Source organism: Allomuricauda sp. ARW1Y1 (genome assembly GCF_013407935.1).
Taxonomy (GTDB): domain Bacteria; phylum Bacteroidota; class Bacteroidia; order Flavobacteriales; family Flavobacteriaceae; genus Flagellimonas.
In genome coordinates, this window is record NZ_JACBZU010000002.1 from 261196 (window position 1) to 282607 (window position 21412).

Here is a 21412-nt window from a genome sequence, read left to right on the forward strand (position 1 = left end):
AATACCAAAATGACAGACACGTATGATTTTGGCCTTGTGGGCCTTGGGGTAATGGGACGTAATTTTATTTTGAATGTGGCCGATAACGGATTCACTGCATTTGGCAACGATCTGGATGAAGAAAAAGTAAGCGCTTTGATCAAAGAAGGGGGTGATCCTGCCAAGGTAAATGCCACTTCGGATGTCGGGACCTTTGTAAAGTGGTTGTCAACCCCAAGGAAAATCATGCTGTTGGTGCCCGCAGGAAAAGTTGTGGATAGTGTTATTGAAGGGTTGTTGCCCCACTTGGACAAAGGAGATATTATTATCGATGGAGGAAACTCCTTTTATACCGATACCGACCGTAGGGAAGCTTATTTAAAGGAAAAAGGGATTAACTTTTTTGGAGCGGGGGTTTCAGGAGGTGCCGAAGGAGCCCGAAAAGGACCGAGCATCATGCCTGGTGGTTCCAAAGAAGCCTATCAGCACGTAAAACCAATTTTTGAGGCGGTCTCCGCCAAATACAACGGGGAACCCTGTGTGGCGTATTTGGGACCAAAATCTGCAGGAAATTATGTGAAAATGGTGCACAATGGCATCGAATACGGATTGATGCAGTTGACCTCCGAAATATACGACCTGCTCAAAAAAGCGGGCGGACTCACCAACGATGAACTTCATAAGGCCTATGCTGAATGGAACGAAGGACGATTACAATCCTTCTTGGTGGAAATCACATCGGAAATCTTTGCCCAAAAGGACGAGTTGACCGATAATGATCTTGTGGATATGATCTTGGACAAGGCCAAGCAAAAGGGAACCGGAAAATGGACCTCCCAAAATGCCATGGATTTGGGCATCCCGGTACCCACTATCGATATTGCGGTGAGCATGCGGGAAATATCCGCATTGAAAGACGAACGCATCAAAGCGGACGAATTGTATGACCGTCCTACCCCTAAAGGGGTGGATAAGGCTGATTTTACCGCAAAAGCGGAACAGGCACTGTACTTTGCCTTTATCATTACCTATGCGCAAGGCATGCATCAGTTGGCCGATGCCTCCAAGGAATACGGTTACGAACTGGAGCTGGGCGAAATTGCCAAAATATGGCGCGCGGGCTGTATTATCCGGGCAGCCTTGTTGGCCGATATTACCGAAGCCTATCAAGCCGATAAAGATTTACAAAACCTCCTGCTCTCCCCTTCTTTTGTGGAAAAAGTACAAAGTACGGTAGATGCCGCAAGGGAATTGGTCAGTTATGGAGCAGCCAACGGCATTCCGTTACCAGGATTGTCCAACGCACTCACTTATTTTGATGCCTACACCAGCAGTCGTTTGCCATTAAATTTGATTCAGGCGCAACGCGATTATTTTGGCTCTCACACCTACGAGCGCTTAGATCGTGAAGGTATTTTTCATACGGAGTGGGAGAAATAAAGAACTATATAGTTGTTTGTGAAGAGGATTATACGACGTCGCTGTTTATAAGGTAGTTAATGATAGATTTCACTGATTTGATTATCGGGGTCGTAATGATAGTCGCATCAGTAATCTGGTTAATATTGCTTATCAAAAGAAATCGAAAAGAGAAAAATTACGATTATTGGTTGTTATCATATGATATCAACATTGTGTTTGGGCTGATTGTATTTATAGTACTTGGGGTGCTTTATGTTCTCAGGGCATTTGGGTTATCAATAACCTAAGCACTACTCTTTTGGGATGAAATTTGTCAGTTCGAGTGATCTTTCTTTAGAAAAATCGTATCGAGAACCAGAATTTCAAGTCAAAAAGCTGATTCTCGATAAAAAATTCCTTCGGAATTTCACTCGAATTGACAGCTTTTGAAATATAAATATCGACTAACTTAAAAAAGAGGTGTCAGTTTGAAAAATAAAAGACTTTAAAACAAAAATGAAGAAAAAACACCTGTTATTTGTCTTTGCCCTATCCTTTTTGACCATATCCGCTCAAAAAGCACCCTATGTTATTTACAACGCGAAAGGGAAAAAGGTCTCCTATAAAAAAATGCTCAAAACCCTTGAGGATAAGGATATGGTGCTCTTCGGGGAGCTGCACAACAATCCCATTGCGCATTGGTTGCAATATGAGCTTACGGCAGACCTGCATTCCAAACGCCAACTTATTTTGGGTGCCGAAATGATCGAGGCCGATAATCAGGATGAACTCAACGATTACCTGTCGGGAAAAATCGATTATAAAGCACTGGACTCCACCGCAAGACTCTGGAACAACCATAAAACGGATTATGCCCCATTGGTGGACTTTGCCAGGGACAGTAGTTTGGTGTTTGTGGCTTCCAATGTGCCCAGACGCTACGCCAGCATGGTATACAGAGGTGGTTTTGAAGCCTTGGATTCCCTCCCAGCCCAAGAAAAGGAATGGATTGCACCTTTGCCCATTGCCTATGACCCTGAGCTGCCCGGATACAAAAACATTCTAGAAATGATGGGCGACCATGGCAGTCCCACCTTGGTGATGGCACAAGCCATAAAAGATGCCACGATGGCCCACTTTATCCTTCAAAATTATAAGGAAGGCTCCCTGTTTTTGCACTACAACGGGGCCTACCATTCCAACGATTATGAAGGCATTCTTTGGTATTTGCAATTGCAACGACCTGATTTGGACTACGGAACCATTTCCACCGTAACACAGGAAAACGTCCACAAACTGGAGGAGGAAAATGAAAATTTGGCTGATTTCATTATCTGTGTGGATCAAAACATGACCACAACCTATTAATTGCACTACTTTTTCAGAGGTATGTTCCAACAAGGGATAATTTCCTTATTTTTAGGAAATTATACACCCTATCCATTCGTATTCCCAATATAAGGATAGGGAAAAAATCAACCGACCATGAAAATACTAGTATTTATTCTTGTAACAGTGACCTTCCTGTCCTGTGGAGAAAAACAGGATAAGGCGGTAGCGGAGCCCGTTGACACCGATACAATTGATGTTGCGGCCGAATTGGCCAAGATTGAAGAGGTGCGAAAATCCTTCGAGCAAACCGTCAAGGAAAAACGCTACGGAGATCTGGGCAAGTTTACCACAGAGGATATGATCTCGGTAGGCCCGGGCAGCGAGGATTGGATTGCCTATCGAAAGCTGAGGGAACAGCACGGAAACAAATTTCGGTACGACAGTATCAAAATGAATCCGAAGGAAACCGTGATATTGTCCGACACCATGGCCTATGATTTTGGTGTAAGCTCCGTATACTACACCGATGAAAATGGAACGGTACACGAAATGGAGGATACTTTTTTGGTCATCATGAAAAAAAATAAGAACGGTGAATGGAAGTTGCACAGGGAACTTGCATCATCGTTGGTCGTGGAGTAATTTTTAAAACATATTTGATATAGTTCCCCCGCACAAAACAGTGTATTTATTAACCCATTAACTATATCATTATGAAAAATCAATTCGTATGTATTCTTTCAGCATTGCTGTTAGTTCTGTTTGCTGCTAGTTGTGAGCAAACCACAGCTAAACCTATATCAGGGGAGGCATATTCTGCCCAAATCCAAAAAATCATTGAAGCAAAAAATGAAAAAATCCAGGGATTTTACGCTTCGGGTATGATTGATTCCGCTGCTGTGCACTTTGCGGATAATTGTATTCAATTTATGCCCAATCAACCGGCAATTGTAGGGATTGAGAACTATAAAGCAGCGTGGAAACAAAATATCCTATTCGGAAAATGGCAGTTGGACCTCAATACCCAAGAAGTGAAGGCCAGTGGCCATTTGGCGACAGAATACGGCAAATACAGCTTAACATTTACACCCAATGAAACCTCACCCATTCCCGCAATGGAAGATAAAGGCAACTATTTGGTGCTCTGGGAAAAAATGGAAGGGGAATGGAAAGTTCTCTGGGACGCACCCGTTACCGAGCTTCCCATGCCCAGCCAAGCTCCGGATTCGACCATGGTAGAGTAAGGTTCACGTTCGAATAAATAAACAAGACCATATTTTTTCCAAAAGAGGTTCTGCATCTAAGATGCCCAAGCGCTAAAATAATGACCGAGAACAATTACAAAAAGTACCAAAAATGAAAAAACTCCTATTACTATTGCTTTTTGCCATTATGGGCAGCTGTTCCCAACCCGTAACGTATGATATGGTTTTTGAAAATGTCCATTTATTCGATGGTCACAAGGATATGGGCAGGGTACATATTGGTATCAACAATGACACCATTGCTGCGATTACCTCGGAAAAAATATCGGGTGACTCCACTATAAATGGGGCCGGTAAATTTATTGTTCCAGGTTTGGTCAACGCCCATGTTCACGCCTCCGAACTGGAGCATTTACAGCGAGGGTATGAACATGGCATACTGACTCTGCTCAATATGCATACGGGACTTGAAGACAGGGAGAGCGACTGGAAAGAAATGACCCGTGATTCCGTTGGTTTTTCTTCCTTATATGGCGCTGGGAATGCCGCCACGGTTCCCAATGGCCATCCTACACAGTTCAGTCCCGGTATGGAAACCATAAACGATTCCGTGTCCATTAAAATGTGGGTCGACAACCGTATTCAAAATGGGGTCGATTATATCAAGGTGATTCATGAAAACCGCAGTTTTATGGGCAATCCCGCGCAACCAACATTGGATTACCCACAAATCAAGGAAATCATTGACTATGCACATGAAAAGGGATATAAAGTGGTTGTCCATGCCACTACGGTAGAAGGAATGCTGGAGATTGCTGCGTTTAAACCCGATGGTTTTGTACATATGGTAGACTTTAAGGATGAATTGCCGATTGATGACTCCTACTATCAAACTATACAACAAAGCGGCGCCTTTATTGTCCCCACTGGCGGAATATCCCTAAAATCCATGGATGGTCTTCCCCCATTTATGATCGAGTGGGTCAACGCCAACCTCCTAAACGCAGCGGAAAGGGCGGCCATCATAAAAAAATACCACGAAAACAACATTTTACTAGTAGCTGGTACCGATGCGCAAGAGGGTCAGATGGATTTTGGCAAAGATTACTTTTTGGAGTTAGACCTGTACCAAATGGCGGGGCTATCAAACACCGAAATACTTAAAACCGCAACCGGAAACGCCGCGAAAGCGTTCAATTTGCCCATAGGCGAATTGTCTGTGGGCAGCAAAGCCACTTTTGTTGTATTGAACGACAGCCCTTTGGAAGACATCGCAAATCTTCAAAACATTAGCGAAGTGTGGAAAAATGGCAAAAGGGAATAAAACTTACCACTATATAAAACTGTATTTACCTCATACAAAAGCAATGTAAAAGCATGCTTTTATCCCAGGGAACCTAGCACCTATCAATCTAACTTCTATATAATCAGAAGCCCGATTTACAATTGTAAACCGGGCTTCCTTTTGGGTAAATCAATAGCCAAGGCAGTAGGTGAAACTATCGATTTGGGAGACTTAATTCCAGCCACCTCCCAAGGCGCGGTACATATTTACCTGGGCCAGCAACTGGTCTTTTTTGGTCTCTACAAGCTCCATACGGGACTCCAAAGCCTCACGCTGTGCCAAAAGCACCTCGATATATTCCACCCTTGCAGATTGGAACAAACGCGTAGAGAGGTCTATGGATTCCGTTAGGGCCTGTACTTGACCATCCTTTAATTCATAGCTCTTTTTTAAGTTATCGATATTGGACAACTGGTTGGCCACCTCGATATAGGCATTCAAAATGGCCTTTTCATATTCAAAAACAGCTTGCAACTGTCGGTCGGTAGCACTTTTGTACTGAGCCTTTATTGCATTTCTGTTGATCAAAGGCGCTACCATATCACCAATGGCCGAATATAGAACGGATTCCGGAGTAGTGGTCAGGTATTTCGAATCAAAGGCTTCCAGCCCTAGACCTGCCTTTATCGTAAACTGCGGATAAAAATTGGCCTTGGCCGCTTTGGTGTCCAATTTGGCGGCTGCCAGTTCATATTCGGCTTTACGGATATCGGGACGATTTTGCAACAATTGCGATGGTATTCCGGCATACATGGTATCGATAGGTGCATCAATAAAACTATCGGAGGCCCTATTGATATGTTGAGGGGTACGTCCGATCAAAAAGTTCAATCGGTTCTCCACTTCCACGATCTGCTGTTGGATTTCATACTTATGACTTTGGTTTTTCATTACCTCAGCTTGGAAGCGCTTCACTGCCAACTCCGTAGCACGGGCGGCTTGCTTTTGCAATTTCACCATACGAAGGGCATTCTGCTGTATCTCCAGGTTTTGGTCTATCATGACCATTTGGTTGTCCAATGCCATTAATTCATAATACGAATCGGCAATTTCCGCGACCAAGTTGGTCACCATAAAGTTTTTGCCCTCTACGCTGGAAAGGTATTCGTATACGGCGGCCTTCTTCTCATTGCGCAACTTCTTCCATACATCGAGCTCCCATGTAGCGAACGCCCCGACCCCATAATTGGTCAGGGGTTCGGGGAACTCTTCGCCTTCCTTTACCTCTAGGTTTTTTTCAACGGCGCCATTTCGGGTGTACTCACCTACTTTGTCGACCTCAGCTCCCGCCTGGATGTTCACAAAGGGTAAATACTCCCCTTTTTTGGCTTGAATCCTATTCTGGGCCATATCCACTCGTTGCAACATAATGTTCAACTCTTGGTTTTTGACCAAGGCAGTATCGATCAAGGCAATGAGATTGGGGTCTTTAAAAAACTCCTTCCATTCCACTAAACCAGTATTTAAGGTATCGGTTGATTGGTTTTGATAGTTTTTTGGGACTGCTACGTCCTCATCCCTGATTTCTCTTGTGGGCACACAGGAATAAAGGACAATCATCCCTATCATTCCAATTAAAAGTGTTTTTCTATGATTCATCCTGATTGCCTTTTTTATTCTTGTTTCCATTTTTTGCAGTCGTCATTTTTTTCAAACGTTGATTCATCAAGCGCAGGCGGGCCTTCAATTTGAACACCGTGTCATTTCGATGGAAAAACTCCTCCGACATCGGTTCGTCATGCTGATCCTTGATCAAACTTTTTCCATCAGCCATTTTTGCAAATACGTAATACAGACCAGGAATCAACAGGACCCCGAAAATGGTTCCTACAATCATGCCCCCCATCGCCGAACCGCCAATGGTCTTATTTCCAATGGCACCGGCACCTGTGGCTATTACCAATGGAATCAAGCCTGCGATAAAGGCAAAGGAAGTCATCAAAATAGGTCGGAAACGTTGTCTGGCTCCTTCTATGGCCGCATCCCGAATGTTGGAGCCTTCGCGACGTTTTTGAACGGCAAATTCTACAATCAGAACCGCATTTTTACCTAGCAGCCCCACCAGCATGATAATACCGATCTGGGCATACACATCGTTGGCTAGTCCCATGGCCTTCAAAAGGAAAAAAGAACCGAAAATACCAACAGGAAGTGATAGAATCACCGCCAAGGGTAGCAAGAAGCTCTCATATTGTGCAGCAAGCACCAAGTACACGAAGATGAGCACTACTATAAAAATGTAGAGAGATTCATTTCCGCGCTGCGCTTCATCGTAGCTAAGCCCTTCCCAGGCAATGTCGTAGCCCCTTGGCAGGGTTTGTTCTGCAACCTCCTCTATGGCCTTTATGGCGTCGCCACTTGTAAAACCTGAAGCTGGCAAACCTCGAATGGCAGCCGAGTTGTATAGATTATATCGGGTAATCTCGTTGGGACCCAATCTTTTTTCCATGCTCATAAACGCAGAATAGGGCACCATTTCCCCTTCTTCGTTCTTGACAAAGAGTTTTTCCAAATCGGATGGCATACTACGATATTCAGGAGCAGCTTGGGTATACACCTTAAAGAATCGCCCAAAACGGATGAACCCTTGCTCGTAGGTACTACCAATGAGAATGTTCAGGTTTTCCATGGCTTTTCCTATGGAAACTCCTTTTTGCATTGCTGCTTTATTATTGATTTTCAGCTCATATTGCGGATAATTGGCCGCATAGAACGTAAACAAACCAGCGAGTTCCTTACGTTCACGCAGGGCATCCATAAAATCATTGTTGATTCTTTCAAACTCATGATAATCTGTACCGTTGGTCTTGTCCAACAAACGCATGGCAAAACCACCTGATGAACCAAAACCGGGTACGGCTGGCGGTTCAAAGTATTCGATGACCGCTCCAAGGTCTTTGGTCTCTTCCTCCAATTCTTCCATTATTTCGTGCACGGAATGTTCCCGCTGCGACCATGGCTTTAAGTTGATGAGACAAGTTCCGGCGTTGGAGCCCCGTCCTTCGGTCATGATTTCATATCCCGCCAAAGATGAAACAGATTCCACACCTTCGGTTTCCTCGCAAATGGCCTGAAGCTTTCTGGCCACATCGTTGGTCCGTTCCAACGTGGCACCGGGAGGCGTCTGGATGATCGCATAGATCATTCCTTGGTCCTCATTGGGAATGAATCCTGCAGGAAGTGTCTGATTGGTAAAGAATATTCCGGCACAGAAAACGATCAACACACCAAATGTGACCACCCTTCGATTCACAATCTTGCTCAATACACCGATATATCGTCCTGTGAGTTTTTCAAACTTGCGATTGAACCAATCAATAAATCGGTTTATGGGTGATTTTCTTCTGGGCTTCCCATGATTGTTCTTCAGCATCATGGCACATAGCACTGGTGTAAGGGTAAGTGCGACCAAAGCGGAAATAATAATAGACCCCGCCATGGTAATGGAAAACTGTCTATAAAATACCCCAACTGGGCCCGTCATAAAGGAAATGGGAATGAATACGGACACCATTACCATGGTAATGGCAATAATGGCTCCCCCAATTTCTCCCAACACCTCATAAGATGCTTTGTAGGCTGTCAAATTTTCCTTTTCCATCTTCATATGGACGGCCTCTACCACCACAATGGCATCATCCACCACAATACCGATGGCCAACACCAGGGCAAATAGGGTAATCAGGTTAATGGACAGTCCGAAGAGCTGCATTACAAAGAAAGCTCCAATGAGTGATACCGGTACCGCAATGATCGGAATCAAAGTCGAACGCCAATCGCCCAAGAACAGGAATACCACCACTGCAACAAGGATAAATGCATCTCGTAGGGTATGTAACACTTGTTCTATAGAAGCATCCAAGAAATTGGACACATCATAGCTTATCTTATAATCGATTCCTGGGGGCATTTCCTCCTCAAGCTCCACGAGCTTTTCCTTTACGGCATCGATAACATCACTACCATTACTGCCAAAGGTCTGTTTTAGCACTATGGAAGCGGATGGATCGCCATCCAAGTTGGAATAAATATCAAAGAACTCACTTCCGAGTTCTACATCGGCAACATCACCAAGTTTCAGCATCTCACCCTCATCATTGGCTTTAATAATGATGTCTTTGTACTGTTCAGGCTCATTGTATCGGTCTTGATACACCAATACATACTCAAGTGACTGTGCACGTTTCCCCGAGCTACGCCCCAAGCGACCTGGACGGGCCAAAATACTCTGCTCTTCCATGGCCGTGATGATTTCTTCGGCGGAAACGTCATATGCCCGCATTCTATCAGGTTTCAACCAAACGCGCATGGCAAACTTGCGGCTTCCCAGAATTTGGGCACTGGCGATACCATTGATACGCTGTATTTCGGGAATAATTTTGGTATATGCATAATTGTACAGGAACTTTTCATCATTGTTCTTGGCGTCACTGTACAGGTTCACATACATCAACATACTGGGCTGTACCGGGGTAATGATCACCCCTTCACGCTGCACCAACTCCGGCAGCAACGGCATTACTTGGTCGACCCGTGTTTTCACTCTTACTACTGCTTGGTTGGGGTCGGTGCCCGGTTCAAAAATCACCCTAAGCGTTCCCTCACCCGCACTTGTGGCATCGGAAGCGATGTACCGCATACCCTGTACTCCGTTAATGGACGTTTCTAGGGGAATAAGGGTTGATTTTACAAGAACATCGGCGCTAGAACCCGGATAGGCAATAAATATATTGACCGTGGTGGGGGCGATTTGTGGGAACTGCGAAATAGGCAGTTGTTTTATGGCCAACAGTCCCGTAAACACGATTATGACCGAAATCACAATGGCCAATACTGGCCTGTGTATAAATTTTTTAAACATTGCTTATGATTATGGGATTGTTACTCAGCATACAACTCTAGGTGTGACAATACGGATTCGGGCTTTTCGAATTCGTAATGAATCTTTTCCCCGTTCCGAACCATTCGGATACCTTCCAAGAGTACCTTATCGTTCAAGGAGAGTCCCTTTTCAACAACAAAAAGATGAGGCAATTCAGCACCGATTTCGATTTCCCTTTGCTGAACGGTATCGTTTTCATCGATCACAAAGACAAATTTTTTGTCCAATACTTCAAAAGTGGCCTTTTGTGGAATAAGCATCGCTTTATCCAACGGTACCTTCATCAAAATACTTCCGGTTTCCCCATGCCTTAAAATACCGTCGGGATTGGGGAACGTTGCCCTAAAGGCAATGTTTCCGGTTTCGTGGTTGAACTCTCCTTCAATGGTTTCCACAATTCCCGCCTGGTTGAACTTTTTGTTGTTGGCCATCAGCAGTTCCACCTGTTGTTTTTCATTTTTTTTGGTGGTGGTAATGTAATCCAGGTACTCTGCTTCGGGCACATTGAAATAGACCCACATTTTGGAGTTGTCAGAGAGTTTGGTCAGCAGCTCTCCTTCATCCAAAAGACTTCCCTCCCTAACTTCGAGATGGTCCATTATGCCATCGAAAGGGGCGCGGATGTCTGTAAAGCCCAAATGGGTTTCCGCCAGACTAACCTCTGCTTTGGCCCTATCCAATTCTGCTTTGGCCATGGCCAGCTCATTGGCCGAAACAACGTTCCCGTCTGCCAGTAATTTGGTGTTTTTATATTCAATTTCAGCGACTTCGGCTTCCGCTTTAGCCTTTTGTAGGTCGGCTTGGTACACATTGGGCATAATGTGGAACATTTGTTGTCCCTTTTTTACATGTTGCCCTTCGTCCACATAAATATGTTGTAAATACCCTTTTTCCAAAGCCCTAAGTTCAATATGGCGAACGGAATGGATTTGGCAGACATAATCCTTGGTGATAGACGTGTCCATTTGGATTGGACTTGATACGAGATACTTGGTCTCTTCCTTGTTTTCGTGTTTTTTGGATTCGCAGCTCGCATAGCACAACACTACAAACAAGCCGATGAAGATAGAAAATCTCCTCATAGTTTTACTGGTTTAAAAAATGTTTTGAAAAGGTCAAGGGAAGTCCGAATCCACATAAAGGGACCTACCCTTGGTTATTGATTTTTACCCAAAGGGTTGCTGGTTGCAAAGCACAAGTAAGGCCTTACCGGCTGTGAATTCTAAATTCGGAATACTTGGAACCTCACATGCTTCTTTATGGATGAAGCTGACTTGGGCCTAGATAACCCATAGTTGGTGTTGGATTCCAAAAAGAGTTGCCCCCAAGAGGCGGCAAACTCATGAGCGGCAAAGGACTTGCCATATTTTATAGAAAAACCATGGGAAGCTACTTCTTCTTCGCGTTCTTCCTGTTCCTCAACATCTATTTCGGTGCAGTACCTTTTTTCCAATCCCAGTTCAAGGGAGTGAAGTGTTTCAGAGGAATGTTGGTTTTCTAAAGTCTGAAGATAGCAGGCATCCTCCGCAGGGATATTCTCTTGCGAATCTGCATATAAATTGACGAATCCACTTACTAATAGGACAACAAGTGGAAACAAATATTTTATGAATGCCTTTTTCATTTCGAGGAGCAAAGCTATGTTACCTGAACTTCCCGAACAAATGGTTGTTGTTAATTATGGTTAAAATCGATTTATTGGTGATTTTTTTTGATGAAAAATTCCTAAAGACTGCTGAAAAATCAAATAAATATAAAATTGACTTGTCGAAAATTACCCAAATTGGCACAAAAGCATTAAAACTCTATCTTCGTTGTACCTGAAAAGCAAAGGCTTCCATATGCGTTACCGTTACCTTGTTCCCGTAATTGCACTAGTTCTCTTCTTGGTTTCGTGCAAGGATTCCAAGAACAAAAAAGAAGTGGACACCTTTGGTACGGACACCTTTCATACATATTCCATAAATGGAAATTACAACATTGATGTCCCCAACTTTATGACGGGAACCACAGGATTGAATGAAGAAGCTTCTTTGCAGTTCCAAAGCCTCATCAAGGAAGCATATCTTTTGGTGATTGATGAGCCAAAAGCTGATTTTGAAGAGGTTTATCGCGATTTGGGACAATATGATGATTCGCTCTCTGTCATACAAAATTACAGGGATGCCCGGCTACAAATTTTATCGCGTACCACCCAAATCACCCATAAATCCGCCAATACATCACGATTGATTCATGGCCTGAACGCAGAATCCGTGGAGCTCGATGCCAAGGTGAATGGGATGGACAACGAGATTTCCTATTTCTTGACCTTTATTAATGGTGGGGAAAAGGTGTATATGGTGATGGGATGGACTTTGAAGGAAAGAAAAAAAGAACATAAAAAAACCTTTAAAACGATTGCCGAATCTTTTCGATTGATAGACTAGCTAACCGCTTTAAAGGTCTGTATGGACAAAGAGATGGTTTACTTGCTCAGATACATTTTTCTTCTTGCGTACAAATTGTAAAACTCATCATCCTTTAAACTATCAATGAACAGAATGCTTTCTCCTGTACTCTTCATTTCAGGTCCCAGATTCTTGTTTACGTTCGGGAACTTATTAAAAGAGAATACCGGCTGTTTAATGGCATAACCTTCCAACTGCGGGTTAAAGTTAAAGTCCTTCACTTTTTTCTCGCCCAACATCACCTTGGTGGCATAATTCACGTAAGGCTCTTTATAGGCCTTCGCAATAAAGGGAACTGTACGCGATGCCCTTGGGTTGGCCTCGATAATGTACACAATATCGTCCTTCACCGCAAACTGGATATTGATCAAGCCAACCGTATTGAGTGCCAAAGCAATCTTTTTGGTATGATCCTTTATCTGCTGCAACACAAACTCACCCAAATTGAAGGGAGGCAAGGTAGCATTGGAGTCGCCCGAGTGGATTCCACAGGGCTCAATGTGCTCCATAATCCCAATGATGTAAACATCCTCACCATCACAGATGGCATCTGCCTCAGCTTCAATGGCACCATCCAAGTAGTGGTCCAAAAGCAATTTATTGTTCGGTATTTTGCGCAACAAGTCCACCACATGGGCTTCCAGCTCTTCTTTGTTAATCACAATTTTCATCCCCTGACCTCCCAATACGTAGGATGGTCGCACCAACAATGGGAATTTGAGCTCTTCGGCCAAATCCAAAGCTTCGTCGGCTGTTTCGGCAACGCCGAATTTTGGGTAAGGAATGCCGTTATCTTTCAGCAAAGTGGAGAAACTTCCCCTATCCTCCGCCAAATCCAGCGATTGGAAACTTGTTCCGATGATGTTGATACCGTACTTGTCCAGTTTCTCCGCAAGCTTCAGCGCCGTCTGGCCGCCCAGCTGCACAATGACACCCTCTGGTTTTTCATGAAGGATGATATCGTAAATATGTTCCCAGAAAACAGGTTCAAAATATAATTTATCCGCCGTATCAAAGTCTGTAGAAACGGTTTCTGGGTTACAGTTGATCATAATGGTTTCGTAACCGCATTCGGCAGCGGCCAAAACGCCGTGCACACAGCAATAATCGAACTCGATACCTTGTCCAATTCGATTAGGCCCAGAACCGAGCACCACCACCTTTTTCTTATCGGTCACCTGGCTGTCGTTGGCCACGTAGCGCTCTCCGCTCGGTGTTTCGATTTCTTCCTCAAACGTGGAATAGTAGTACGGTGTAACCGCCTTGAACTCAGCGGCACAGGTATCCACTAATTTATACACACGGTTGATGTTCAAATCCATTCGTTTGCTATGCACTTCGCTCTCCCAACAATCCAACATGTGGGCAATCTGTCTGTCCGCAAAACCTTTTTGTTTCGCTTCCAACAATAGTGCTTTTGGCAAGCTTTCTATGGTATATTTTGATATTTCCATCTCCAAGAAGTGCAGTTCCTCATATTGTTTAAGGAACCACATATCTATTTTGGTGATTTCGTGGATGCGTTTTAAGGGTATTCCAAGTTGAATGGCATCATAGATAACAAATACCCTGTCCCAACTGGGCACGCGCAATTTCTCGATGATGGTTTCGTAGTCCTTGTATCCTTTGCCATCGGCACCCAGACCGTTTCGTTTGATTTCGAGCGACTGAGTGGCTTTGTGCAGGGCTTCTTGGAACGAACGCCCAATTCCCATTACTTCCCCCACAGATTTCATCTGAAGCCCCAAAGTCCTGTCGGAACCTTCAAACTTATCGAAGTTCCAACGTGGTATTTTTACGATTACGTAATCCAAAGTCGGCTCAAACAAGGCCGAAGTGGACTGTGTGATTTGGTTGTCCAATTCGTCCAGCGTATACCCTATCGCCAGTTTGGCCGCAATTTTTGCAATCGGATACCCCGTTGCCTTGGAAGCCAAAGCGGAAGATCGGGAAACCCTCGGGTTGATCTCGATGGCGATAATGTCCTCTTTTTCGTCAGGACTTACGGCAAATTGTACATTACATCCTCCGGCGAAGTCCCCTATACTGCGCATCATGTGGATGGCCATATCCCGCATACGCTGGAACGTCCTATCCGAGAGGGTCATTGCAGGCGCCACGGTGATGGAATCCCCGGTATGGATACCCATGGGGTCCATATTTTCGATGGTACAGATAATGACCACGTTGTCGTTCTTGTCTCGTAGCAGCTCCAGCTCATATTCTTTCCAGCCCATCAAGGCCTTATCGATCATCACTTCGTGAATCGGTGATACCTCCAAGCCGTGGCTCAACATATCATCAAAATGCTCTGGATCATAAACGATACCGGCCCCTGCGCCTCCCAAGGTAAAGGAAGCCCGGATTACCAAAGGAAAACCGAATTCCTGAGCAATCTCTTTTCCTTTTAGGAAAGATGTTGCGGACGCCTGTGGCGGCATTCCAATTCCAATTTTTAACATCAACTCCCTAAACTTTTCACGGTCTTCGGTAATGTTGATGGCATCAATATCCACCCCTATAATTTCCACGCCAAAATCTTCCCAAATTCCCTTTTCATCGGCTTCGATACAAAGGTTCAATGCAGTTTGCCCGCCCATGGTTGGCAATACCGCATCAATATTTGGATGTTTTTTTAGTATTTCTATGATGGATTTTGTGGTCAACGGTTTTAGGTACACGTGGTCCGCCATGGCCGGGTCGGTCATGATGGTAGCGGGATTGCTATTGATCAAAATGGTTTCGATCCCGTCTTCCCGAAGGGAACGAAGGGCCTGGGAACCAGAATAGTCGAACTCACATGCCTGGCCGATGATGATAGGACCAGAACCAATAATCAAAATGGAATTTAAATCTTTTCTTTTGGGCATTTTCTATAGGGGTTTCTCGGTTATCTGCTTATATGTCAAAAAAAAGGTGTTACCTAGAAAAGTAACACCTTTAATTTAAATAATAAATACTATCATTATTTTTTATGTCTTGGCTCAGAGGAAACAGTTAATCTCTTTCTTCCTTTGGCTCTTCTTCTCGCAAGAACTTTTCTACCATTGGCAGTCGCCATGCGCTCCCTAAAACCATGCTTGTTTCTTCTCTTCCTTTTGGATGGTTGATACGTTCTTTTCATTTCCGAACTGTTTTATGGATTTGTTGATGGGAAGCTTTCTCCCCTAAAAATTCTGGGCGCAAATATACGAAGACTTTTTACTTTGGCAAGTCCAAACCTAAAATATTTAATTTAGTTTTTAGTACTTTTGCGGGCACTTAACTAAAGGTAAAAATCACCAGACTGTATGTTCAATAAAAATATAAAGCTCGTCATTGCCGTCCTTATCATCGCTTATGCCGTTTACCAGTTTATAGAGGGTAATATTGGAAACGGAATCGCACTGATTTTGCTATCCCTCGTATTCATTTTTCTCTACTTCCGGAATGAGTTCATTCTTTTGGCTTTTCTTAAAATGAGGAAGCAGGACTTGGAGGGCACACAACAATGGTTGGCCAAGATTAAGAACCCGCAAGCTGCCTTGATCAAAAAACAACAGGGTTACTACAACTATCTACACGGCATCATCTACTCACAAAAAAACCTAACACAAGCCGAAAAGTACTTTAAAAAGGCCTTGAAGCTGGGGTTGACCATGGACTATGACGTGGCCATGGCCAAATTGAGCTTGGCGGGCATTGCCATGCAAAAGCGCAGAAAACGGGAGGCCACCACTTTGTTGCAGGAAGCCAAGAAGTTGGATAAAAACAACATGCTTACGGAACAGATCAAGATGATGCAGCAGCAGATGAAGAAGATTTAAGCATAAACTTCAACCATCAAAAAAATTTCCCTTTCTACTTGAAAGTCCCCTTTGATTATGGACACAAAATCGCATTGGTTCATTCAAACAGGTCATCCGTCAATTAAAAAGGAGCATCCGTTGATTTTAACAATCGCTTAAAGCAACTATTTACTATACTTGGGGTACGGTTATTTTTTTTAAATTTTATTTTTGCTGAACCCATCCAATATCCATATTGAAGTTTTAGGAGCTGCCCAACCAATCCCTTATGAATTGTTGGAACTAGCCGATCCATCAAAAACCCATATTGAAGCCTATCTTACAAACGGGACCTGTTATCTGGCCAAGATTGGGGACGAAACCATCGGGGCAATGGTCTTGCAGGAGTTGGACGGTACAACCATGGAACTTAAAAATATTGCAATAATGCCCTCACTACAAGGCAAGGGTTATGGAAAAGCACTTTTGGGACACGCGATAAATGTAAGCAGGGTATTAGGGTATCACAAACTGACAGTAGGTACGGGCAATTCCAGTATTGGACAACTTGCGTTTTACCAAAAATCTGGATTTGAAATTCAGCACATTATCAAAAACTACTTTGTAGACCACTACCCCGAACCCATTTTTGAAGATGGTATTCAATGCAAACATATGGTTGTTTTGGAGAAGAGGCTTTTGTAATCATTCTATGGTTACATTTGTTTGTTTTTACGAAAAGTTGACCAATGTATTACCCACTTTGCCTTAATGGGGTCGATATCTACCCCTTATTCGGTGATTTCCTAAAAGGAAAGCCGTACATCTTTGATTTTTCGTCCAACAACCCAAAAACACTGGAATACCCGCTCACGGATTTCCATCAGTTCAACCAAATGGTTTTTGATGAGTTGGAGGCATCTAAGCAAGAATGGGGCATTGGCAGGTATTTGGAAGAACGGAAAAGTCTGTTGCGGTCTTACCCCAATATTATTGAGGAACAACGATATTATCATCTGGGTCTGGATATCATTGTACCCTACAACACTCCCATGTTTGCGCCTTTGGACGCCGAAGTCTATAACACCGGAAAAGAAACTGTCCTTGGCAATTACGGAGGTTACATCATTCTAAAACATGAGATGAATGGAGTGGTTTTTTACTCCTTGTATGGACACTTAAATACACCTCATTTGGTCCATGCTGGGGACAAAATAAAGGCCGGTCAAAAGTTTGCTTACATTGGAGAAGAGAGTGATAGCGGCGGCTGGTTTTGCCACGTGCATCTTCAAGTGCTTACCCAAGAGGCTATGGATGCAGGATATTCGGATTGGGGGTATATTTCGCCAGCATTACTGCCAAAGGTCGAAACCTATTTCCCTTCGCCTTATTTTCTATTTAAATACTAAGCCCAAACTATTTTCCAGTACTCCCTACTCGATAATACCCTTTGTTTGGGATTTCGATAGTATATTTTTTACGGGAAGCATTGTTCAAATGCGGTTCACGCAACCAAGGGTTGTGTCGCTTTAGCACCTTGTAGTTGATTTCGTAAAGCTCGGCAAAATCGGCCCAATTGGTTACCGCAGTATCCACTTCAACAGTAAAGGTGGGTACTTTGGTGTACATATCATCTTCTTCCAACTGGAAACCATACTTATCACGATTGGATAAAATCTCCTTGATGGCCAAAATACGGAACACATAACGACCGGTCTCTTGTCCCAACAACAAATCATAGTAATCGTCCACCTGTTGGATGTCCATATATTTTTGGATACCTGCAGGACCTGCATTATAGGCAGCAGCGGTCAACGTCCAGCTACCGAAACGGTCTTTCCATTTATTAAGGTAATCACATGCCACTTGGGTCGCTTTTTCAATATGGTAGCGCTCATCCACGTTATCGTTTACTTCCAAACCATATTCGCGGCCAGTTCCTTTCATGATCTGCCAAAAACCAGTGGCGCCTGCAGGGGAAACCACATTTTCAAGGCCACTTTCGGCAACCGCTAGATACTTAAAGTCATCCGGGATGCCATTCTTTTTAAGTATGGGCTCCATGATCGGAAAGTATTTATTGGCACGCTTCATCAATAAGAGGGCGTTAGACTGCCAATAGGTATTCACCAAAAATTCACGGTCAACACGCTCCATGATCTCAGGGTCTTCTTGGGGAACCGGCTCACCTGCGAAATTCAAATCCTTTGGTATTTCTATGGCGCTGATTTGGTAGGTATCCGCCACATTCTTATCCGCAGTTTCAGTTTGGGTCACCGTTTTTACAGGTTGTTCTTCCATTGCATTCGACTGAACGGCAAAAATCAAGGTGCTTACCACAGCTATCAATCCGATAAATGCCAATATATTTTTAAGATATTTCATGTCTTCCCTTTTAAATTGTTACGTAAAGATACTATTATAAAGACGAAATTATTCCAAAATAATTGTGGGGAGATGCTCATTAAACCATTTGGCTCTATGAATGATTATGGTATGGGTGCCGTTTTTAACGGAAATACAATCGTTGATATTGGAAATGGGAAAAACAGCATCCTTTTCGCCCTGAATATGAACCACATGTTCAGGTGGAACTTCTTGCTCCCAATTCACAATTTGATCGATGGACCAATCAATATAATATTTGTCGCGAATGGATAGATATTTTTCGTAAAGATGCAGTCGTTTGGTCACGGTTTCGCCAAAGGCATATTTGGCCAATAGTTCCACATTGTTCACCAGGCCCGTTGGCAAAAGTTTGTGTACTTTGGTGTACTTGGCAAACAGCATTCTTTTGGGCAGTTCGTGCTTGCTCTTAACGGATGAGACCACAATCACTTTGCGTGTCGACCTGATTTTGGCCATTTCCTGTACCAACATGCCCCCGAAGGAAACGCCCAGCAACACTGGATGGGGTTCCTTTATTTTATCGCACATGCGTTCCGCATATTCCCTTAAGTTCATCCCCTTTTCGGGTACAAACCATTCCAAGGTATGCGTTACAAATTGGTCGTCTGGCAGTTTGATATTTTCAAAAATGGAAGGGTTGGCGGCCATTCCCGGCATAAGATAGATATGGATTTTATCATCGGACATATGGCACCAAATATCGATAAGGACTAGGAAATTAACAATATTTTGACTAATTTTGTATCCCTTTTGCAGCCAACCCCGCTTATGTAATAGATATTTATAATTCAGGGGGAATGGAAATGCCTTTTTCGGGTAGTTCCGCCAAGTCATTAAAAAAACAAGTACTATATGACAACAATGGAAATCACTGACAATAGTTTCTTGCGTCAATTTGAAACTAAGGTCAATGGGCATTTAGCCAAAATTGAGTACTCTTCACAAGAGCGTAAAGTATTTTTGACCAAGCTGGTTATTCCGGAAGAAATTACACAAGAGGGCTTTAAAGAGGATTTCATCAAAGCGGTTTTGAACGAAATTCAAGAGAACAACCTAAGAGTTGTTCCCACAAGCCCCCAAATTGCTGGATTTTTGAGAAAAAACAGGCAATACAAGGAAATGCTGCCAGTTGGTATCCGTATCTGATCTAACCAACCATCTTCGGAAAAATGTAAACCTCCTCTACCGGGAGGTTTTTTATGCTGTGATGGCATCGGAAACAAACTCAAAACGCACCAGTCCGTCCGCATCGATATCGGTTAGCTCCACTTGGTGCAAAGTATTCACCAAAGAAGGGTCCCATGGAGCCTTTACCTTCACATAGTTCTCGGTAAACCCATGAATATAGCCTTTTTTGTTCTCCCCTTCGAACAGCACGGTACGAATGCTTCCCAGTTGACTCTCGTAAAAGGCCCTGCGCTTTTTGGCCGATAATCCCCGTAACATTTTGCTACGCTTGTTGCGTACCTTTTTGGGGACCACATCTTCCATTTCGGCAGCCACGGTATTGTCCCTTTCCGAGTAAGTGAACACATGCAGATAAGATATGTCCAATTCATTCAAAAAGTGATAGGTTTCCAAAAAGTGCTCGTCCGTTTCCCCGGGAAAGCCAACAATCACATCTACGCCAATACAGGCATGTGGCATTGTTGATTTGATGCGCTTTACCCTATCCACATATAGATTGGACAAATACCGACGTCGCATTTTTTTTAGGATATCGTCGCTCCCGCTCTGCAAGGGCACATGAAAATGGGGCACAAAGGAATTGCTTTGCGCTACAAAATCGATAGTCTCGTTTTTGAGCAAGTTGGGTTCAATGGAGGAAATGCGCAGGCGGTGAATCCCATCTATGGTGTCCAAGGCCTTTACCAGATCCAAAAAGGTGTGCTCGTGTTTTTTGTTGCCAAACTCCCCTTTCCCGTAGTCGCCGATATTCACACCCGTCAGCACAATCTCCTTAATGTCCTGCGAGGCGATTTCCTTGGCATTCTTCAGTACGTTCTGCAAGGTATCACTTCGTGAAATCCCGCGAGCCAAAGGAATGGTACAATAGGTGCACTTATAATCACAACCATCCTGCACCTTTAAAAAGGCACGGGTACGGTCGCCAATCGCATAACTGCCCACATAAAAGTCGGCATCCTCGATTTCACAGGAGTGTACCTCTCCCCTATCATTTTTGGTAAGGTCGTTCAGGTAATCAGTGATTTTAAACTTCTCCGTGGCACCCAAAACCAAATCAACGCCATCCACAGCCGCCAATTCCTCCGGTTTCAGCTGCGCATAGCAACCTACTGCCGCTACAAAAGCGTCAGGATTGGCTTTTTGGGCCTGCTTTACAATGCTCTTGAATCGCTTATCGGCATTTTCCGTGACCGAACAGGTATTGATTACATACACATCCGCTTCTTCCGAAAAGTCTACACGCTCAAACTCCTCCTTTTCAAAACCCCTGGCAATGGTAGAGGTTTCAGAGAAATTGAGCTTGCAGCCCAGTGTATAGAATGCGACCTTTTTGTTCATATACCTGCCTAGTGTTTTAGGGGCGCAAAGATAGTGATTTGTTGGGAGTTATCGCAAGCCGTCTTTGGTTCACAGCGATTGTTAATACTTTTAAAAACAAAAAAAGAACAAAGTTT

The 21412-nt window shown here is 43.7% G+C and carries 19 protein-coding genes; 10 read left to right on the top strand and 9 right to left on the bottom strand.

Annotated elements, in window-relative coordinates; all coding sequences use genetic code 11:
- Positions 1-9 precede the first annotated feature (9 nt).
- From gndA to GGE08_RS06000, 5 genes are all read left to right on the top strand, one after another.
- Positions 10-1419 (top strand): NADP-dependent phosphogluconate dehydrogenase, encoded by a 1410-nt coding sequence (gene gndA / locus GGE08_RS05980; protein WP_179383991.1) that lies wholly within the window; start codon positions 10-12, stop codon positions 1417-1419.
- A gap of 477 nt (positions 1420-1896) precedes the next feature.
- The gene (locus tag GGE08_RS05985; protein ID WP_179383992.1) at positions 1897-2748 is read left to right on the top strand and encodes a ChaN family lipoprotein; all 852 of its coding nucleotides are present in this window, start codon (positions 1897-1899) and stop codon (positions 2746-2748) included.
- 117 nt (positions 2749-2865) lie between these two features.
- The gene (locus tag GGE08_RS05990) at positions 2866-3354 is read left to right on the top strand and encodes a DUF4440 domain-containing protein (RefSeq protein ID WP_179383993.1); all 489 of its coding nucleotides are present in this window, start codon (positions 2866-2868) and stop codon (positions 3352-3354) included.
- A gap of 71 nt (positions 3355-3425) precedes the next feature.
- The gene (locus tag GGE08_RS05995; RefSeq protein ID WP_179383994.1) at positions 3426-3956 is read left to right on the top strand and encodes a nuclear transport factor 2 family protein; all 531 of its coding nucleotides are present in this window, start codon (positions 3426-3428) and stop codon (positions 3954-3956) included.
- A gap of 112 nt (positions 3957-4068) precedes the next feature.
- The gene (locus tag GGE08_RS06000) at positions 4069-5241 is read left to right on the top strand and encodes an amidohydrolase family protein (RefSeq protein ID WP_179383995.1); all 1173 of its coding nucleotides are present in this window, start codon (positions 4069-4071) and stop codon (positions 5239-5241) included.
- 192 nt (positions 5242-5433) lie between these two features.
- Here the strand turns inward: GGE08_RS06000 and GGE08_RS06005 are convergent, their stop codons facing one another.
- From GGE08_RS06005 to GGE08_RS06020, 4 genes are all read right to left on the bottom strand, one after another.
- A complete protein-coding gene (locus tag GGE08_RS06005; protein WP_257023964.1) occupies positions 5434-6861 on the bottom strand; it encodes a TolC family protein in 1428 nt (475 codons plus the stop codon).
- Positions 6851-10123, bottom strand: a complete 3273-nt coding sequence (locus GGE08_RS06010; protein ID WP_179383997.1) for an efflux RND transporter permease subunit — start codon at positions 10121-10123, stop codon at positions 6851-6853. The genes GGE08_RS06005 and GGE08_RS06010 overlap by 11 nt, the downstream gene beginning before the upstream one ends.
- A gap of 20 nt (positions 10124-10143) precedes the next feature.
- Positions 10144-11226, bottom strand: a complete 1083-nt coding sequence (locus tag GGE08_RS06015; RefSeq protein ID WP_179383998.1) for an efflux RND transporter periplasmic adaptor subunit — start codon at positions 11224-11226, stop codon at positions 10144-10146.
- 140 nt (positions 11227-11366) lie between these two features.
- Positions 11367-11768 (bottom strand): hypothetical protein, encoded by a 402-nt coding sequence (locus GGE08_RS06020; RefSeq protein ID WP_179383999.1) that lies wholly within the window; start codon positions 11766-11768, stop codon positions 11367-11369.
- A 217-nt stretch (positions 11769-11985) separates the two neighbouring features.
- Between GGE08_RS06020 and GGE08_RS06025 the strand changes: the two genes are divergently transcribed.
- Positions 11986-12573, top strand: coding sequence for a hypothetical protein (locus GGE08_RS06025; protein WP_179384000.1), 588 nt, complete (start codon positions 11986-11988; stop codon positions 12571-12573).
- Positions 12574-12611: 38 nt separating this feature from the next.
- On the opposite strand, the gene carB is transcribed toward GGE08_RS06025, so the two are convergent.
- A complete protein-coding gene (gene carB, locus GGE08_RS06030) occupies positions 12612-15464 on the bottom strand; it encodes a carbamoyl-phosphate synthase large subunit (protein ID WP_179384001.1) in 2853 nt (950 codons plus the stop codon).
- A 95-nt stretch (positions 15465-15559) separates the two neighbouring features.
- Entirely contained in the window at positions 15560-15718 is a 159-nt protein-coding gene (gene rpmH / locus GGE08_RS06035) for a 50S ribosomal protein L34 (RefSeq protein ID WP_072882462.1), read from the bottom strand.
- Between the two features lie 166 nt (positions 15719-15884).
- On the opposite strand from rpmH, the gene GGE08_RS06040 reads away from it, so the two are divergent.
- The 3 genes from GGE08_RS06040 to GGE08_RS06050 all read left to right on the top strand — a co-directional run bounded on the left by GGE08_RS06040 (position 15885) and on the right by GGE08_RS06050 (position 17770).
- A complete protein-coding gene (locus tag GGE08_RS06040; protein WP_179384002.1) occupies positions 15885-16400 on the top strand; it encodes a DUF2892 domain-containing protein in 516 nt (171 codons plus the stop codon).
- Between the two features lie 192 nt (positions 16401-16592).
- Entirely contained in the window at positions 16593-17066 is a 474-nt protein-coding gene (locus GGE08_RS06045; protein ID WP_257023966.1) for a GNAT family N-acetyltransferase, read from the top strand.
- 44 nt (positions 17067-17110) lie between these two features.
- Positions 17111-17770: a peptidoglycan DD-metalloendopeptidase family protein gene (locus GGE08_RS06050; RefSeq protein WP_179384003.1), complete on the top strand. Its 660-nt coding sequence runs from the start codon at positions 17111-17113 to the stop codon at positions 17768-17770.
- Positions 17771-17777: 7 nt separating this feature from the next.
- On the opposite strand, the gene GGE08_RS06055 is transcribed toward GGE08_RS06050, so the two are convergent.
- Both GGE08_RS06055 and GGE08_RS06060 read right to left on the bottom strand, forming a co-directional pair.
- The gene (locus tag GGE08_RS06055) at positions 17778-18746 is read right to left on the bottom strand and encodes a lytic transglycosylase domain-containing protein (RefSeq protein ID WP_179384004.1); all 969 of its coding nucleotides are present in this window, start codon (positions 18744-18746) and stop codon (positions 17778-17780) included.
- Positions 18747-18794: 48 nt separating this feature from the next.
- On the bottom strand, positions 18795-19457 hold the full coding sequence (locus GGE08_RS06060) for an alpha/beta fold hydrolase (RefSeq protein WP_179384005.1): 663 nt from the start codon (positions 19455-19457) through the stop codon (positions 18795-18797).
- Positions 19458-19622: 165 nt separating this feature from the next.
- Here GGE08_RS06060 and GGE08_RS06065 point away from each other — a divergent pair, with 165 nt between their 5' ends.
- On the top strand, positions 19623-19916 hold the full coding sequence (locus GGE08_RS06065) for a GNAT family N-acetyltransferase (RefSeq protein ID WP_179384006.1): 294 nt from the start codon (positions 19623-19625) through the stop codon (positions 19914-19916).
- Between the two features lie 51 nt (positions 19917-19967).
- On the opposite strand, the gene mtaB is transcribed toward GGE08_RS06065, so the two are convergent.
- Complete coding sequence (mtaB, locus tag GGE08_RS06070; protein ID WP_179384007.1) at positions 19968-21296, bottom strand: tRNA (N(6)-L-threonylcarbamoyladenosine(37)-C(2))-methylthiotransferase MtaB; 1329 nt, start codon at positions 21294-21296, stop codon at positions 19968-19970.
- Positions 21297-21412: the final 116 nt, after the last annotated feature.

What these genes read in the sequence shown, in the direction of transcription:
- GGE08_RS06000 (WP_179383995.1), top strand. Translation starts at nt 4,069, where the DNA reads ATGAAAAAACTCCTATTACTATTGCTTTTTGCCATTATGGGCAGCTGT.
- GGE08_RS06040 (WP_179384002.1), top strand. Translation starts at nt 15,885, where the DNA reads ATGTTCAATAAAAATATAAAGCTCGTCATTGCCGTCCTTATCATCGCT.
- GGE08_RS05995 (WP_179383994.1), top strand. Translation starts at nt 3,426, where the DNA reads ATGAAAAATCAATTCGTATGTATTCTTTCAGCATTGCTGTTAGTTCTG.
- GGE08_RS06010 (WP_179383997.1), bottom strand. Translation starts at nt 10,123, where the DNA reads ATGTTTAAAAAATTTATACACAGGCCAGTATTGGCCATTGTGATTTCG.
- GGE08_RS05985 (WP_179383992.1), top strand. Translation starts at nt 1,897, where the DNA reads ATGAAGAAAAAACACCTGTTATTTGTCTTTGCCCTATCCTTTTTGACC.
- gndA (WP_179383991.1), top strand. Translation starts at nt 10, where the DNA reads ATGACAGACACGTATGATTTTGGCCTTGTGGGCCTTGGGGTAATGGGA.
- GGE08_RS06015 (WP_179383998.1), bottom strand. Translation starts at nt 11,226, where the DNA reads ATGAGGAGATTTTCTATCTTCATCGGCTTGTTTGTAGTGTTGTGCTAT.
- GGE08_RS06065 (WP_179384006.1), top strand. Translation starts at nt 19,623, where the DNA reads ATGACAACAATGGAAATCACTGACAATAGTTTCTTGCGTCAATTTGAA.
- GGE08_RS06025 (WP_179384000.1), top strand. Translation starts at nt 11,986, where the DNA reads ATGCGTTACCGTTACCTTGTTCCCGTAATTGCACTAGTTCTCTTCTTG.
- GGE08_RS06005 (WP_257023964.1), bottom strand. Translation starts at nt 6,861, where the DNA reads ATGAATCATAGAAAAACACTTTTAATTGGAATGATAGGGATGATTGTC.
- rpmH (WP_072882462.1), bottom strand. Translation starts at nt 15,718, where the DNA reads ATGAAAAGAACGTATCAACCATCCAAAAGGAAGAGAAGAAACAAGCAT.
- GGE08_RS06060 (WP_179384005.1), bottom strand. Translation starts at nt 19,457, where the DNA reads ATGTCCGATGATAAAATCCATATCTATCTTATGCCGGGAATGGCCGCC.
- mtaB (WP_179384007.1), bottom strand. Translation starts at nt 21,296, where the DNA reads ATGAACAAAAAGGTCGCATTCTATACACTGGGCTGCAAGCTCAATTTC.
- GGE08_RS06020 (WP_179383999.1), bottom strand. Translation starts at nt 11,768, where the DNA reads ATGAAAAAGGCATTCATAAAATATTTGTTTCCACTTGTTGTCCTATTA.
- carB (WP_179384001.1), bottom strand. Translation starts at nt 15,464, where the DNA reads ATGCCCAAAAGAAAAGATTTAAATTCCATTTTGATTATTGGTTCTGGT.
- GGE08_RS06055 (WP_179384004.1), bottom strand. Translation starts at nt 18,746, where the DNA reads ATGAAATATCTTAAAAATATATTGGCATTTATCGGATTGATAGCTGTG.
- GGE08_RS05990 (WP_179383993.1), top strand. Translation starts at nt 2,866, where the DNA reads ATGAAAATACTAGTATTTATTCTTGTAACAGTGACCTTCCTGTCCTGT.
- GGE08_RS06050 (WP_179384003.1), top strand. Translation starts at nt 17,111, where the DNA reads ATGTATTACCCACTTTGCCTTAATGGGGTCGATATCTACCCCTTATTC.